This window comes from Massilia orientalis (genome assembly GCF_030411975.2).
Classification (GTDB): Bacteria; Pseudomonadota; Gammaproteobacteria; order Burkholderiales; family Burkholderiaceae_D; genus Telluria; species Telluria orientalis.
Window position 1 is genome coordinate 139,470 of the sequence record NZ_JASNRB020000009.1, and the last position, 14,297, is coordinate 153,766.

The following is a 14,297-nucleotide window of genomic DNA, read 5'->3' on the forward strand; positions in this document are numbered from 1 at the left end:
GAGATAGACGTGATGCGCATCCTCGGCAAGGCAAGCTCGATCAACGTCCGCAAGGTCTTGTGGACTGCCAGCGAACTCGGCATCGCGTTCGAACGTGAAGACTGGGGCAGCGGCTTCCGCTCCACGCAGGAACCGGAATTCCTCGCGCTGAATCCGAACGCGATGGTGCCGGTGCTGGTCGATGGCGACGTCGTGCTGTGGGAGTCGAACACGATCTGCCGCTACCTGGCCACGCGCCATGGCGATGGCCGCCTGCTGCCGGCCGAGGCGCTGGCCCGCGCGAAGGTCGAGCAGTGGATGGACTGGCAGGCGACGGAATTGAACAATGCGTGGCGCTACGCGTTCATGGGCCTGCTGCGCAACAGTCCGGCGCATCAGGATCCGGTCCAGATCGCCGCGAGCATCGCCGGCTGGAATCGCCAGATGGGCCTGCTCGAGCGGCACCTGGAAACGGCAGGCGACTACGTGGCGGGCGGGGCGTTCTCGCTGGCCGACATCGTGCTCGGCCTGTCCGCGCACCGCTGGCGCAAGACGCCGATGGACGAGCGTCCCGGCTATCCTGCCATCGCGGCCTGGATGGCGCGGCTTGAGGTACGACCCGCCGCCCGCGCGTGGTTGCCGGACAATATTGTGTGAAAGCGCGCTTGAAAAAATAATTATTTATCTTGACCAGAATGGTGCAACGCAGTAAGGTATGGAACGCTTTGCACCCCCGAAGCTTATTGTCAAGCCAGCTTGTCACACAACGTCAACCTGGGCATGACGCGCTTTCACAATGTAGGCAGTTTGCTCCAACCCGTGCCACAAGCGCGAGAGATTCGCATTCCGCTACAGTAACTCAAGCTGAACGAGTTGCGTCCAGCGCCGGTTCGTAAGGATCCTACGGCATCCTGAAAGATCGACGTGACCGCAGAGAGAAGGGAAGCATGAGCACTGTTGCGTGACACGTATCTCGTCAGGGACGAGCATCCGATCAATCTCCCTATGGGTTTTGAAAGGAAACGTATCATGAGTAACGACGCAGCAGCTCCCATCACGGGCGCTGAGATCGTAGTCCGTTGCCTGGCGGAAGAGGGCGTGAAGCACGTCTTCGGTTACCCCGGCGGTGCGGTTCTCTACATCTACGACGCCATCTTCAAGCAGGACAAATTCCAGCACATCCTGGTACGCCACGAGCAGGCAGCCGTGCACGCGGCCGACGCGTATTCGCGCAGCTCGAATGAAGTGGGCGTATGCCTGGTCACGTCCGGTCCGGGCGTCACCAATGCCGTCACCGGCCTCTCCACCGCATACATGGATTCGATTCCGATGGTCGTGATTTCCGGCCAGGTTCCGACCAATGCGATCGGCCAGGACGCATTCCAGGAATGCGACACCGTGGGCATCACGCGCCCGGTGGTGAAACACAATTTCCTCGTCAAGGACGTCAAAGACCTTGCCGATACCATCAAGAAGGCCTTCTATATCGCACGCACCGGCCGTCCGGGTCCGGTCCTCGTCGATATCCCGAAGGACGTGAGCATGCAGAAGGCGACGTACTCGTACCCGAAAGAGGTCGAGATGCGTTCCTACCGCCCCGTCGACAAGGGCCACGCCGGCCAGATTCGCAAGGCAGTGCAGCTGCTGCTGGCGGCCGAGCGTCCGATGATCTACACGGGCGGCGGCGTCATCCTCGCCAATGCATCGAACGAACTGAACAAGCTGGTCGACAAGCTCGGCTTCCCGGTCACGAACACGCTGATGGGCCTGGGCGCCTACCGCGCCACCGACAGGAAATTCGTCGGCATGCCGGGCATGCACGGCACCTACGAAGCGAACATGGCGATGCAGCACTGCGACGTCCTGATCGCCATCGGCGCCCGCTTCGACGACCGCGTGATCGGCAACCCGAAGCACTTCGCGTCGAACCCGCGCAAGATCATCCACATCGACATCGACCCGTCGTCGATCTCGAAGCGCGTGAAAGTGGACATCCCCATCGTCGGCAACGTCAAGGACGTGCTGGTCGAACTGCTGTCGCAGCTGGATGCCGCCGAGCAGCGTCCGAACCCGGCCGTGCAGAAGTGGTGGCAGCAGATCGAAGACTGGCGCGGCCGCGAGTGCCTGCGCTATGCGACCTCGGATGAGCTGATCAAGCCGCAGTCCGTCGTCGAAAAAGTCTGGGAAGTCACCGGCGGCGACGCGTTCATCACGTCGGACGTGGGCCAGCACCAGATGTGGGCCGCGCAATACTACCCGTTCGACAAGCCGCGCCGCTGGATCAATTCCGGTGGCCTGGGCACGATGGGCGTGGGCCTGCCGTACGCGATGGGCGTGCAGATGGCGAATCCGGGCGCGACCGTGGCCTGCATCACGGGCGAGGGTTCGATCCAGATGAACATCCAGGAACTCGCGACCTGCAAGCAGTATCACCTGACGCCGAAGATCATCCTCCTGAACAACCGCTTCCTGGGCATGGTGCGCCAGTGGCAGGAACTCGACTACGGTTCGCGTTACTCCGAGTCGTACATGGATTCCCTGCCGGACTTCGAGAAGCTGGCCGAAGCGTATGGCCACGTCGGCATGCGCATCGAGAAGCCGGGCGACGTCGACGGCGCGCTGCGCGAAGCGTTCGCCATGAAGGACCGCCTGGTGTTCATGAACTTCATTACCGACCGTAGCGAAAACGTCTGGCCGATGGTCAAGACGGGCAAAGGCTTGTCGGAAATGCTGCTCGGATCGGAGGACCTGTAATGCGACACATCATCTCCGTCCTGCTGGAAAACGAAGCCGGCGCGCTGTCGCGCGTGGTGGGCCTGTTCTCGGCACGCGGCTACAACATCGAGACGCTGACCGTGGCGCCGACCGAAGACGCTACCCTGTCGCGCATGACCATCGTGACGACGGGTTCGGACGACATCATCGAGCAGATCACCAAGCACCTGAACCGCCTCATCGAGGTGGTGAAGGTGGTCGACCTGACCGAAGGCCAGCACATCGAGCGCGAGCTCATGCTGATCAAGGTGAGGGCAGTCGGCAAGGAGCGCGAAGAAATGAAGCGCACCGCCGACATCTTCCGCGGCCGCATCATCGACGTGACGGAAAAAACGTACACGATCGAACTGACGGGCGCGAAGACGAAGCTGGACGCCTTCATCGACGCCATCGACCGCGCCTCGATCCTCGAAACCGTCCGCACGGGCGGGTCCGGCATCGGCCGCGGCGAGCGCATCCTCAAGGTTTGACGCTGGCGATTCATTCGGTGGGCCCTGCGTCCACCAAACAAAATAACGACACACGAAAAGTACAGGATTAAAAATGAAAGTTTTCTACGACAAAGACTGCGACCTCTCCCTCATCAAAGGCAAGAATGTCGCCATCATCGGCTACGGCTCGCAAGGCCACGCACACGCCCAGAACCTGACGGAATCGGGCGTCAACGTCACCGTCGGCCTGCGCCGCGGCGGCGCCTCGTGGGGCAAGGTCGAACAGGCCGGCATCAAGGTCGCTGAAGTCAACGAGGCAGTGAAAGCCGCCGACGTCGTCATGATCCTGCTGCCGGACGAGAACATCGCCGACGTGTACAAGAACAACGTCGAACCGAACATCAAGCAGGGCGCCGTGCTGGCGTTCGCGCACGGCTTCAACGTGCACTACGGCCAGGTCGTGCCGCGCGCCGACCTCGACGTCATCATGGTCGCACCGAAGGCCCCGGGCCACACCGTGCGCGGCACCTACCGCCAGGGTGGCGGCGTGCCGCACCTGGTCGCCGTCTACCAGGACAAGTCCGGCGCAGCCCGCGACATCGCCCTGTCGTACGCGATGGCCAACGGCGGCGGCAAGGCCGGCATCATCGAAACCAACTTCCGTGAAGAAACCGAAACCGACCTGTTCGGCGAACAGGCCGTGCTGTGCGGCGGCGCCGTCGAGCTGATCAAGGCCGGCTTCGAGACGCTGGTGGAAGCCGGCTACGCTCCGGAAATGGCTTACTTCGAGTGCCTGCACGAGCTGAAGCTGATCGTCGACCTGATCTACGAAGGCGGCATCGCCAACATGAACTACTCGATCTCGAACAACGCGGAATACGGCGAATACGTCACCGGCCCGCGCGTCGTGACCGAAGACACCAAGAACGCGATGCGCGCCGTGCTGAAGGACATCCAGACCGGCGAATACGCCAAGTCGTTCATCCTGGAAAACAAGGCCGGCGCCCCGACCCTGATCTCGCGTCGTCGCCTGAACGCCGAGCACCAGATCGAGACGGTCGGCGCACAGCTGCGCGCGATGATGCCGTGGATCGCCAAGAACAAGCTGGTCGACCAGTCGAAGAACTGATCAAGTCGTTAGCTGTTGTACCGTCGCCCCTGCGCAGGCAGGGGGCCAATGTAGCGTTGTCGAAACGCTGAACTTGGGCCCCCGCCTCCGCGGGGGCGGCGTTTTTGCACTGCTTTGCAATCAATTGCAACTTTCCATTACATAAACTCGACTTTTACGTCAAACCGGTTATCGTTCTCCTGCCGCGGCAACAGCCGCGCATGCAATCAAGGAGAACAACAATGTCCATCAAAAAACTCGTCCTGTTGACCGCGCTGGCGTCCGCGTTGTCCGCGCAAGCCCAGTCCGCGCCCGCCACGAGCGGCACCCTGGTCATCGTGCCCGCGTTCGGTGAAGTGAAACATGCCAACGACGAGGCGACCGTCACCTTCGCCGTCGAGGAGCAGGACAAGGATCGCGCGGCAGCCACGGCCCGCGCCAACCAGAAGATGAAGCAGGGCACCGAGATCGTACGCCGCGAAGATCCGCAGGCGGAACTGAAAACGGTCGGCTATTACACCTATCCCGTCTATCCGGAAGTGCCGGACGGCCCGCGTCCGCTGGCGAATCCTGCCGCGCGCCGCGTCCCGATCGGCTGGCGCGTCGGGCAATATCTTGAAGTGAAAACGCGCAACTTGCAGGCGCTGCCGAAGACGGCCGCCGCCGCGCAGAAAGTCGTCAACCTGAACGGCATCGATTATCACCTGAGCCCGGAGCTGCAGAAACGCCTGGACGACGAGCGCATTGCCGCCACCTACCGCAACCTGAACGAGCGCATCGCTTCCATCGCGCGCGCGATGGGCCGCAACGTGAACGACGCCGTCATCGACACGGTCGATTTCGAAGGCAGCGGCAATTACGCGGGCGGCCAGGCCGAGGCCGCGGCACCGCAGATGATGCGCATGTCGGCCAAGCGCGCCGACATGGCCGAGATGCCGGAACCCAGCTTCGAGCCGGGCGAGACGACCTTGCAGATGCGCCTGGTCGGCAAGGTGAAATTCCGCTGAAGGTAGCCGTTCGCTAACACGGGGGGCGGACCTTATAATGGCGGGGTCCGCGCCTCCTCGGTGCATTGTTGAGAAAAAGAAACCTATGCCGACACTACCCCGACGCCGCAAACCCGGCGCCATCAAGGCGCCCCGCTTCGCCCGCTTCAGCCGCGTCCGCAAGACGGACGCCGCCGCGTCGCGCCCGCGCCGGGGCATCTACCTGCTGCCGAACGCCTTCACGACGGCCGCGCTGTTCGGCGGCTTCTACGCGATCGTGATGGCGATGAACCAGCGCTTCGACCACGCCTGCTGGGCCGTGTTCATCGCGATGGTGCTGGACAGCCTGGACGGCCGCGTCGCCCGCCTGACGAACACGCAATCGGAGTTCGGCGCGCAGTACGACAGCCTGTCCGACATGGTCTCGTTCGGCGCCGCGCCGGCCCTCGTCATCTACGAATGGTCGCTGCGCGGCCTGGGCAAGCTGGGCTGGATCGCCGCGTTCGTCTACTGCGCCGGCGCCGCGCTGCGCCTGGCCCGCTTCAACACGAATATCGAGGTCGTCGACAAGCGCTTCTTCCAAGGCTTGCCGAGCCCGGCCGCTGCTGCGTTGGTCGTCGGCTTCGTGATGATGATGACGGACCCGGACATCAACGTCAGCGCGCGCAAGGTCGACTGGATCTCGTGGGGCATCACGCTGTTCGCGGGCCTGACGATGGTGACCAATGTCCCGTTCTACAGCTTCAAGGACGTCAATTTCCGCAAGTCGGTGCCGTTCATCGTCGTGTTCCTGATCGCGCTCGCGCTGGCGCTGCTGGCGATCGATCCGCCCAAGGTGCTGTGGCCGCTGTTCGTCCTGTATGGCCTGTCGGGCTATGCCGTGTATCTGTACCGGCTCGCGAAGGGCAAGCCCGTCAGCATCGTCCAGACGGACGAAGAGGCGCTGGATCCGAGCGAGCGGCGCTGAGGCCGCCCCACGAAAAACGCCCCGGAGGGCGTCATGCGAAGCGGGACCGTGCGCGGTCCCGTTGTCATTTCTATCGGGCGTCAGCTTGCCTTGCCAGTCGACTTGCCATGTTGCTGGCCCTGCTGGCTGCCCTGGACGTTGCCCTGGATCGTGCCGTCACGCGCATCGGCTTCGACGCGGACACCGGCCTCCGCGCCGTTGCCGCCGCTTTGCAGGTTGCCGCGGTGGGCACTGCCATTCCCGCCACCCTGCTGGAACGGATCGCGGAAGTTCTTCAGCGTGTCCTGCTGGGTGCGCAGGCTGTTCTGCGTTTCTTCGGAGGCTGCGCGAGACACCTCGTCGGCCAGGGATTTGGCCGTGCGCGACGTCTGGGGCACGTGCTGCTCGGCGACACGGGCCAGTTCGACCTGGGAGTCCGCCACGACGCGCGAGAGATGCTGCTGGTAGGCGCGAATCTTTTCCGCCGCCGGTTGGGCGCGCGATGCGGCGGCCGAGATGGCCTCGGTCGGATGCGTTGTGGTCATCAGTTGTTGACTGGCGATATTCGTTTCTTCCAGCAAGGTCTGGCCCAGCTGGATGTTGGCTTCGACGATGTTCTGGATCGAACGCGACCACGATTTCGACATGTCGTTGAGAAACGCAACCTGTGCATCCAGGTGCGAACGAACTGCGGGCGTAACGGATTGCGAGAATAGGAACATGTGTGACCTCATGAAAGTGTATCCGGTCTGAAAATTGCGACGCTGTGGCACAAAGATGCCAGAAATCAATTGATAGTTAGATTTTGCATCGCACAATCGCACTGCTCAGCACATATGTGTTCTAGCGCGAGTTCGTTAGACTAGACGCTTTTCATGACTTTTCAATGTCGGTTTCAACCGTGCGCACGACGTTTCTGTCCTGAATAATAAACTTCCGTCGTTTTCGGCCAATATATTTTTCGCCTCATATTCGCCGGGAAATTTATGATGAATTGCTGCATTGCAGCAGGTCTGTCATGGAAGAATGGAACGGGTCGGCGGCGCGTGGCGCCATGCCTGGAGCGAAGCGTCCGGGTGTCAATCCCGGGCCGTGCGCCATTCCTGCGAGCTCGCTGTCGATTCGTGCTCCGGGCAATTGGTCTGACGCCACTTGCCGTGCTTCTCGATCATGTCGATGCTCGTCGTCGGCGCGCGCTCCGTCATGCAATAGGTGCCACCGCCCGAGATCACGCGCTCGCGGCGCGCGCCGTCGCCCGTGTTGTTGACGAGTTCCGCCACCTTCGGCGCCTGGTACCACGCGTTCGGCGCCATGTCGGCCGCGGCCTGGATGCCCCTGCGCAGGCGGATCTGCGGGCTGTCCGGCGGGGCGACGATATACGGATTGTTTTCCTTGCGCAGCGCGCGGTCGATGGCGCCGACGTCGCGCCGGGCGCGTTCCAGCATGGCGGCGCCGGCGGAGGGCGGCGGCGGTGCCGCGGGCGTGCTCGCGGCGGCGGGCGTGTCGGCCGCGGGCGGCGCCACGGCGGGTGCGGCCGGCACGGTCACGCGGGGCAGGGTGATTGCGCCTGCGCGCGGCGCTGCCTGCGGGCGTGCGGGCGCCTGTTCCTCTTGTTCGCGCCGCGGCTGGGGTGCGGCGGGCGCCGGCAGCCGGATCCACTGGATCGTCGAGCGCGGCGGGTCGGGCGCGACGGTGGGCGGACGGCGCGTCATCTGCCAGCCCAGGACCAGGACGGCATGCACGACGAGCGTGACCGCGATGCCGACGTGGCGGCGGTCGCGCGGCGGGAGCAGGGCAGGGGCGGTGGCGATCATGTCGGCCCAGTATAGCCAGCGCCGATCGCCACATCCTCACACATTGTTGCGCCGCCAGCCTGGATCAGCGGCGGCGGAAACGGTCGTCGTACAGCGGGTCGGGCCCGTTGAGCATCTGGCGCACGACGCCCTGCGCATCGAAGTGCACGTTCATCATCGAGTTCCACACGCCCGCTTCCTTGTAGCGGTACGACCAGACTTCGTAGTCGTGCGCGTACACCCGCGACACCTCGGCCGGGCGGCCGAAATTGCGCAGGATGTCGTCCTTGGTCCACCGGTCGACCTTGACCTTGCCGAAGTTCTCGCTCGTGAGCACCTGGTCGTACGAGACGAGGCGGCCGTCCGGGCCGATGCGCGCCATGTACTGGAACTGGCCCATCGGCTGGCCACGGTATTCGAGCACCTGGCCGCCGGCGGGGTCCGGATAGACGGCGTTCGGCTGCCCGAGCTGCGCAGTGACGGCGGTCAGCGGCGCCCCGATGGGCGGCGGCTGGCGCAAGATCGTCGTGCAGCCTGACAGGACCAGCGCCAGGGCGGTTACGCGCAGGGTCGAACGGAGCGGGTTCATCATCGCAATCTCCTGGGTTACAGGCCCTTCGAACGGTCGTCGAGCAGCGGATCCGGCGTGTCGTCCGTGCGCCGTACTTCGCCGCGGACGTTGAAATAGATGTTCCTGTACGAGTTCCAGACACCGTCCTGCTTGTAGCGGTACGACCAGACTTCGTCACCCGTCGCGCGGTCGCGCGAGACTTCGGCGGGGCGGCCGAAGCTGCGCAGGACGTCGTCCTTCGTCCAGCGCGCCGGCTGCACCTTGGCGAAGTTCTCGCTGGTGAGCGCCTGCTCGTACGCCACGAGGCGGCCGTCGGCGCCGATGTGTGCCATGTGGTTGTACTGGCCCATCGGCTGGCCGCGGTATTCCAGCACCTGGCCGCCGGCGGGATCGGGGTAGACGGCGTCCGGCTTGCCCAGCTTCGCGGTCACGTCGGCCAGCGGCGTGCCGGCCGGCGGTGTGCGGCTGAAGGTCGAGCAGGCAGACAGGGACAGGGCGATGCCCAGGACGGCGGCGGTGCGGATGAGAGTATTTTTCATGTATGTACGGTTCAGCGGGCATGCCATTGTGGCATCGCCAACCCGCCGATTTTAACGGAAGCGGCGGAAAAACTGGCCTCGCCCGCGCTTTTCCCATATACTTCCCGGTCTTGGCCTTCGGGCCAGGTTTTTTATCAATTCACGGTGCGCTGGGTTCCGACTCTTGCACCGCATGTGAAAGGCAACATCATGACCGTAGAAAACATCAACAAGGCCGCGATCATCGCGGACAACGCACGCGGCGACAAAGACACCGGTTCGCCGGAAGTCCAGGTTGCACTGCTGACCGCCCGCATCAATGAACTGAACGGCCACTTCAAGGAACACCAGAAGGATCACCACTCCCGTCGTGGCCTGATCATGATGGTCAACCGTCGTAAGAGCCTGCTGGCTTACCTGAAGGCCAAGGATCTGAACCGTTACCGCGACCTGATCGCCAAACTCGGCCTGCGTAAGTAATCAGCAGTTCCCGAGCATTGCGCCAGACGGCCCAAGCTTCGAAATGCCTGCGTCAGTTTCACTGTCGCGGGCATTTTTCGTTTTGGCCGTCGTTGAGTTTTTCTTTGAAGTAAGTCGGGGTCAGAGCACAACCGTGAACACCGTGCTCTGACCCCGAAGGAAAAAAATGTAGTCGAGGTGAACGACAGCGCCTGAAAATCTGTCGGCAAATAGAAAGGGATTACCCATGTTTAACAAAGTTACGAAAACCTTCCAGTACGGCGACCATACCGTCACCCTCGAGACCGGCGAAATCGCCCGTCAAGCCAGTGGCGCCGTCCTCGTGTCGGTCGAAGACACCGTCGTCCTCGCGACCGTCGTGGCCAAGAAGGATGCCAAGCCAGGCCAGGATTTCTTCCCGCTGACCGTCGACTACATCGAGAAGAGCTACGCCGCGGGCAAGATCCCGGGCGGCTTCTTCAAGCGTGAAGGCCGTCCGTCTGAGAAGGAGACGCTGACGTCGCGCCTGATCGACCGTCCGATCCGTCCGCTGTTCCCGGAAGGCTATCTGAACGAAGTCCAGGTAATCATCCACGTCCTGTCCGTCAATCCGGAAATCGATCCGGACATTCCGTCGATGATCGGCGCCTCGGCCGCCCTGTGCATCGCCGGCATCCCGTTCAACGGCCCGATCGGCGCGGCCCGCGTCGGCTACGCGAACGGCCAGTACATCCTGAACCCGACCACGACCCAGCTCAAGACCTCGCAGATGGACCTGGTCGTCGCCGGTACCGAGCACGCCGTGCTGATGGTCGAATCCGAAGCGCAGCAGCTGTCGGAAGAAGTCATGCTGGGCGCGGTCGTCTACGGCCACGAGCAGATGAAGGCCGTCATCGACGCGATCCACGCGCTGGTCGAAGAAGGCGGCAAGCCGGAAGTCGAATGGGCGCCGGCACCGAAGAACGAAGCACTGATCGCGCAAGTCGCGCAACTGGCCGACGCGAAAATCCGCGACGCCTACCAGACCCGCGAAAAATCGGCGCGCCAGCAAAAACTGAAGTCGCTGTCGACCGAAGTGCTGGCCGGCCTGGCCGCGCAGGGCGTCGAAGCGGATGCAGCCGAAGTCGGCAACATCCTGTTCGACATGGAAGCCAAGGTCGTGCGTTCGCAGATCCTGGAAGGCGAGCCGCGCATCGACGGCCGCGACACCCGCACCGTGCGTCCGATCTCGATCCGCACGAGCGTCCTGCCGCGCACCCACGGTTCCGCGCTGTTCACCCGCGGCGAAACCCAGGCCCTCGTGATCGCCACGCTGGGCACCGGCCGCGACAGCCAGAAGATCGACGCGCTGATGGGCGAGTACACCGACGACTTCATGATGCACTACAACATGCCCCCGTTCGCCACCGGTGAAACCGGCCGCGTGGGCACGCCGAAGCGCCGCGAAATCGGCCACGGCCGCCTGGCCAAGCGCGCGCTGGTCGCCGCGCTGCCGTCGCCGGAAGAGTTCAGCTACTCGGTCCGCCTGGTGTCGGAAATCACCGAGTCGAACGGTTCGTCGTCGATGGCGTCCGTCTGCGGCGGCTGCCTGGCACTGATGGACGCCGGCGTCCCGATGAAGGCCCACGTGGCCGGCATCGCGATGGGCCTGATCAAGGAAGGCGGCAAGTTCGCCGTCCTGACCGACATCCTGGGCGATGAAGACCACCTGGGCGACATGGACTTCAAGGTCGCCGGCACCACCGCGGGCATCACCGCGCTGCAGATGGACATCAAGATCCAGGGCATCACGAAGGAAATCATGCAGGTGGCGCTGGCGCAAGCCAAGGAAGCCCGCCAGCACATCCTGGTCGAGATGCAGAAGGCCGTGCCGTCTGTGAAGACGGAACTGTCGGACTTCGCACCGCGCCTGATCACCATCAAGATCAACCCGGAAAAGATCCGTGACGTGATCGGCAAGGGCGGCGCCGTGATCCGCGCGCTGACCGAAGAGACCGGCACGCAGATCGACATCACCGACGAAGGCATCGTGACCATCGCGTCGGTCGACGCCGCCGCCGGCCAGGAAGCCAAGCGCCGTATCGAAGAGCTGACCGCATCGGTCGAAGTGGGCAAGACCTACGACGGCACCGTGCTGAAGCTGCTGGACTTCGGCGCCATCGTCCAGGTCATGCCGGGCAAGGACGGCCTGCTGCACATCTCGCAGATCGCCAACGAGCGTGTGAACGCCGTCGCCGACTACCTGAAAGAAGGCCAGCAAGTGCGCGTGAAGGTCCTCGAGACCGACGAGCGCGGCCGCCTGAAGCTGTCGATGAAGGCAGCGGCTGCGGATGACGCGGCGGCAGCGGCGCAGTAAGCCTTGCCCGCGGACGCCGCGGCGTCCAGACTACGAAAACCGCCAGTGCGTGAGCCTGGCGGTTTTTTTTATTGGCGGGGCCTATCTCAAGCCTGCCTGGTGCCAAATTTGGTGCTGAATTTAGGTCTATGGTAGGATGTCGTCATCGACCGTGGAGGCACCATGAACTTCGTGCAGAACATTCAGCCCATCAGCTACCTGAAAACGCACACCAGCGATGTGGTCAAGCAGGTTCAGGAGACGCGTCAGCCTGTGATGATTACCGTGAACGGCAAGGTTCAGGCTGTCATCCAGGATCCCTTGAGCTATCAAAAAATGCAGGATCAGCTCACGATGCTCCGCATTCTGGCGCATGGCCAGAAGCAAATCGAAAAAGGCGAGGTAACCGATCATGAAGATCTCTTTGCCCGGTTCGACGCGGAAGACAAGGAAAGCTGAACGCCTCCATGAACATCATCTGGACGAATGCCGCGCGCGACGATGTGCTTGAAATCCGCGCGTACCTGAAGCGGTATCAGTCGCCCGCATTCGTCAAGAAGGTCACTGAACAGATCCGGGACGAAGCCGGTTCACTCAAGGACTGGCCTTCCAAGGGTACCTACGTGCCGGAATTGGAAGAGCTCCAGCTGGATCAGTATCGCGAGCTTCTTGCGGGCCAGCATCGCATCATCTTCGAACGCGCGAGCGAAGCGTTCTACATTCACATTGTTTGTCATACGAGCCGCGATCTCGAGGTACTCCTGCGTCGACGGCTGTTGGCCGATGCGTGAACCAACCTTTCCCGCCATCTCATTCATGGTCTTGGATTAACTCATTCATCAATGTGATATCTCAGCCGTAGTCGATTGCCGAGATATTCCTTTTGGAAATGCTAAGTATTTGAACATGAAATTGGATTTATATCTCATCCGTTCGCATAATGTCCTTACACCAAACGAACCGGAGAAGAGAAATGAACATCGCCAAGAACATGGAATCGATCTTTGTCGCAGCCGTCGTCGTCGTCGCCAGCGTGGCGAACGCGATCGCCGCACCCGCCGCGCCGCTGGAAATTGCCGCGCCCCGCGCCGTCGTGTCGGCTGCGCCCGTGATGGAATCCCCGCTGATCACCATCGTCGTCGTCGGCAAACGCCTGACGGCTGAACAGAAAGCAAAACGTGCCTGAGCCGGCGTCATGCAGCATTGCCCATCGTCACCGCATGTAGTTTCCCTGTTCATCAGCAATTAAAACCGCCAGTGCGTGAGCCTGGCGGTTTTTTGTTTCTGCCGCCCCACAGAATTCGCATTTCCTGCGCCTTTACCAAAAGAAGTTTATCAAAGTTACCACTACGGTAAACCTTTGACGCCTCATGCTGCAAAGCTGCAGAATATATCGAGGTTTCCCCGCCTATCGTGTCGTGTTGTGCAGGAAATGGGTGGTATAGTTGGTCATTTGACAGAATTGCCGGGGCCGCAAACGGGCCCAAACGGCACAACCTTTCACTCCAAAAAAGGAATACAGATGACGACCCAGGACTACGCGAACCGCATCAGCCAGCTCATCCAGGATCATCAGGCCGACATCGGCTCGGAGTGGATCGAGCAGCTGGAAGCGCTGACGGTGCGGTCGAGCGTCGTCTCGAAAGACCAGCTGCGCAAGCACTGCCAGCAATTCCTGGTCGCGTTCGCCCAGGCCACGCGCGGCGGCGAACTGCAGAACATCGACCACCGTTCGTGGGACGAGGTGCGCGACATCCTGAGCGAGATCTCGTCGACCCGCGCCAGGAACGGCTCGACTCCCAGCGAGACGGCGACCTTCGTGTTCTCGCTGAAGCAGCCGCTGTTCACGCGCCTGAACGAAGGCTTCGCGGGCGACCCGGCCGCGCTCGCATCGGCCTCGTGGACCATCAGCTCGCTGCTCGACAAGATGGGCCTGTACACCATCGAAGTGTTCCAGCGCGCGCGCGACCAGATCATCGTGCGCCAGCAGCAGGAATTGCTGGAACTGTCGACGCCCGTCGTCAAACTGTGGGATGGCATCCTCGCGCTGCCGCTGATCGGCACGCTGGATTCGGCGCGCACCCAGGTAGTGATGGAGAACATCCTGCAGAAGATCGTCGACACGGGCGCCGCGATCGCCATCATCGACATCACCGGCGTGCCGACCGTCGACACGCTCGTCGCGCAGCACCTCATGAAAACGATCGCGGCCGCGCGCCTGATGGGCGCCGACTGCATCATCAGCGGCATCCGTCCGCAGATCGCGCAGACCATCGTGCACCTGGGCGTGAACCTGGAAGACGTCGTGACGAAGGCCACGCTGGCGGACGCGTTCCTCGTCGCGCTCGAGCGCACCGGCACGTCCGTCATCAAACGCACCGCCCACGCATAAGGAC

The 14,297-nt window shown here is 62.6% G+C and carries 16 protein-coding genes; 12 read left to right on the top strand and 4 right to left on the bottom strand.

The features are described from left to right. The first annotated feature begins 9 nt into the window (after nucleotides 1–9). From QPK29_RS16210 to pssA, 6 genes are all read left to right on the top strand, one after another. Nucleotides 10–636 carry a glutathione S-transferase family protein gene (locus tag QPK29_RS16210; RefSeq protein ID WP_371768074.1) on the top strand — a complete coding sequence of 209 codons (627 nt, stop codon included), beginning with the start codon at nucleotides 10–12 and terminating at the stop codon, nucleotides 634–636. Nucleotides 637–1,008: 372 nt separating this feature from the next. Further along, the gene (locus tag QPK29_RS16215) at nucleotides 1,009–2,733 is read left to right on the top strand and encodes an acetolactate synthase 3 catalytic subunit (protein ID WP_056136995.1); all 1,725 of its coding nucleotides are present in this window, start codon (nucleotides 1,009–1,011) and stop codon (nucleotides 2,731–2,733) included. Beyond that, on the top strand, nucleotides 2,733–3,224 hold the full coding sequence (ilvN, locus tag QPK29_RS16220) for an acetolactate synthase small subunit (RefSeq protein WP_056136997.1): 492 nt from the start codon (nucleotides 2,733–2,735) through the stop codon (nucleotides 3,222–3,224). The genes QPK29_RS16215 and ilvN overlap by 1 nt, the downstream gene beginning before the upstream one ends. 73 nt (nucleotides 3,225–3,297) lie before the next feature. Beyond that, entirely contained in the window at nucleotides 3,298–4,314 is a 1,017-nt protein-coding gene (ilvC, locus tag QPK29_RS16225; RefSeq protein WP_056136998.1) for a ketol-acid reductoisomerase, read from the top strand. A gap of 221 nt (nucleotides 4,315–4,535) precedes the next feature. Continuing rightward, nucleotides 4,536–5,300 carry an SIMPL domain-containing protein gene (locus QPK29_RS16230; RefSeq protein ID WP_056137000.1) on the top strand — a complete coding sequence of 255 codons (765 nt, stop codon included), beginning with the start codon at nucleotides 4,536–4,538 and terminating at the stop codon, nucleotides 5,298–5,300. 85 nt (nucleotides 5,301–5,385) lie between these two features. Next, nucleotides 5,386–6,246, top strand: coding sequence for a CDP-diacylglycerol--serine O-phosphatidyltransferase (pssA, locus tag QPK29_RS16235; protein ID WP_056137002.1), 861 nt, complete (start codon nucleotides 5,386–5,388; stop codon nucleotides 6,244–6,246). Between the two features lie 80 nt (nucleotides 6,247–6,326). On the opposite strand, the gene QPK29_RS16240 is transcribed toward pssA, so the two are convergent. From QPK29_RS16240 to QPK29_RS16255, 4 genes are all read right to left on the bottom strand, one after another. After that, complete coding sequence (locus QPK29_RS16240; protein ID WP_400189781.1) at nucleotides 6,327–6,959, bottom strand: phasin family protein; 633 nt, start codon at nucleotides 6,957–6,959, stop codon at nucleotides 6,327–6,329. A 345-nt stretch (nucleotides 6,960–7,304) separates the two neighbouring features. Further along, nucleotides 7,305–8,039 (bottom strand): hypothetical protein, encoded by a 735-nt coding sequence (locus QPK29_RS16245; RefSeq protein WP_371768075.1) that lies wholly within the window; start codon nucleotides 8,037–8,039, stop codon nucleotides 7,305–7,307. Nucleotides 8,040–8,103: 64 nt separating this feature from the next. Further along, nucleotides 8,104–8,610, bottom strand: coding sequence for a hypothetical protein (locus QPK29_RS16250; RefSeq protein ID WP_371768076.1), 507 nt, complete (start codon nucleotides 8,608–8,610; stop codon nucleotides 8,104–8,106). A 14-nt stretch (nucleotides 8,611–8,624) separates the two neighbouring features. Beyond that, nucleotides 8,625–9,128 (bottom strand): hypothetical protein, encoded by a 504-nt coding sequence (locus QPK29_RS16255; protein WP_371768077.1) that lies wholly within the window; start codon nucleotides 9,126–9,128, stop codon nucleotides 8,625–8,627. Between the two features lie 189 nt (nucleotides 9,129–9,317). Here QPK29_RS16255 and rpsO point away from each other — a divergent pair, with 189 nt between their 5' ends. The 6 genes from rpsO (at nucleotide 9,318) to QPK29_RS16285 (ending at nucleotide 14,293) form a co-directional block, all read left to right on the top strand. Further along, on the top strand, nucleotides 9,318–9,587 hold the full coding sequence (gene rpsO, locus QPK29_RS16260) for a 30S ribosomal protein S15 (protein ID WP_056137414.1): 270 nt from the start codon (nucleotides 9,318–9,320) through the stop codon (nucleotides 9,585–9,587). 226 nt (nucleotides 9,588–9,813) lie between these two features. Next, entirely contained in the window at nucleotides 9,814–11,922 is a 2,109-nt protein-coding gene (pnp, locus tag QPK29_RS16265; RefSeq protein WP_056137010.1) for a polyribonucleotide nucleotidyltransferase, read from the top strand. 162 nt (nucleotides 11,923–12,084) lie between these two features. Further along, entirely contained in the window at nucleotides 12,085–12,360 is a 276-nt protein-coding gene (locus QPK29_RS16270) for a type II toxin-antitoxin system Phd/YefM family antitoxin (RefSeq protein WP_371768078.1), read from the top strand. An 8-nt stretch (nucleotides 12,361–12,368) separates the two neighbouring features. Beyond that, entirely contained in the window at nucleotides 12,369–12,692 is a 324-nt protein-coding gene (locus QPK29_RS16275) for a type II toxin-antitoxin system RelE/ParE family toxin (RefSeq protein WP_371768079.1), read from the top strand. A 182-nt stretch (nucleotides 12,693–12,874) separates the two neighbouring features. Continuing rightward, complete coding sequence (locus QPK29_RS16280; RefSeq protein ID WP_056137016.1) at nucleotides 12,875–13,087, top strand: hypothetical protein; 213 nt, start codon at nucleotides 12,875–12,877, stop codon at nucleotides 13,085–13,087. A 336-nt stretch (nucleotides 13,088–13,423) separates the two neighbouring features. Then, on the top strand, nucleotides 13,424–14,293 hold the full coding sequence (locus QPK29_RS16285) for an STAS domain-containing protein (RefSeq protein WP_371768080.1): 870 nt from the start codon (nucleotides 13,424–13,426) through the stop codon (nucleotides 14,291–14,293). Nucleotides 14,294–14,297: the final 4 nt, after the last annotated feature.

Bases quoted from the DNA above. Each gene is read 5' to 3' on its own strand.
- QPK29_RS16215 (WP_056136995.1), top strand. From the start codon at position 1,009: ATGAGTAACGACGCAGCAGCTCCCATCACGGGCGCTGAGATCGTAGTC.
- QPK29_RS16280 (WP_056137016.1), top strand. From the start codon at position 12,875: ATGAACATCGCCAAGAACATGGAATCGATCTTTGTCGCAGCCGTCGTC.
- QPK29_RS16255 (WP_371768077.1), bottom strand. From the start codon at position 9,128: ATGAAAAATACTCTCATCCGCACCGCCGCCGTCCTGGGCATCGCCCTG.
- pssA (WP_056137002.1), top strand. From the start codon at position 5,386: ATGCCGACACTACCCCGACGCCGCAAACCCGGCGCCATCAAGGCGCCC.
- pnp (WP_056137010.1), top strand. From the start codon at position 9,814: ATGTTTAACAAAGTTACGAAAACCTTCCAGTACGGCGACCATACCGTC.
- QPK29_RS16230 (WP_056137000.1), top strand. From the start codon at position 4,536: ATGTCCATCAAAAAACTCGTCCTGTTGACCGCGCTGGCGTCCGCGTTG.
- QPK29_RS16270 (WP_371768078.1), top strand. From the start codon at position 12,085: ATGAACTTCGTGCAGAACATTCAGCCCATCAGCTACCTGAAAACGCAC.
- QPK29_RS16245 (WP_371768075.1), bottom strand. From the start codon at position 8,039: ATGATCGCCACCGCCCCTGCCCTGCTCCCGCCGCGCGACCGCCGCCAC.
- rpsO (WP_056137414.1), top strand. From the start codon at position 9,318: ATGACCGTAGAAAACATCAACAAGGCCGCGATCATCGCGGACAACGCA.
- QPK29_RS16250 (WP_371768076.1), bottom strand. From the start codon at position 8,610: ATGATGAACCCGCTCCGTTCGACCCTGCGCGTAACCGCCCTGGCGCTG.
- QPK29_RS16275 (WP_371768079.1), top strand. From the start codon at position 12,369: ATGAACATCATCTGGACGAATGCCGCGCGCGACGATGTGCTTGAAATC.
- QPK29_RS16240 (WP_400189781.1), bottom strand. From the start codon at position 6,959: ATGAGGTCACACATGTTCCTATTCTCGCAATCCGTTACGCCCGCAGTT.
- QPK29_RS16285 (WP_371768080.1), top strand. From the start codon at position 13,424: ATGACGACCCAGGACTACGCGAACCGCATCAGCCAGCTCATCCAGGAT.
- ilvN (WP_056136997.1), top strand. From the start codon at position 2,733: ATGCGACACATCATCTCCGTCCTGCTGGAAAACGAAGCCGGCGCGCTG.
- ilvC (WP_056136998.1), top strand. From the start codon at position 3,298: ATGAAAGTTTTCTACGACAAAGACTGCGACCTCTCCCTCATCAAAGGC.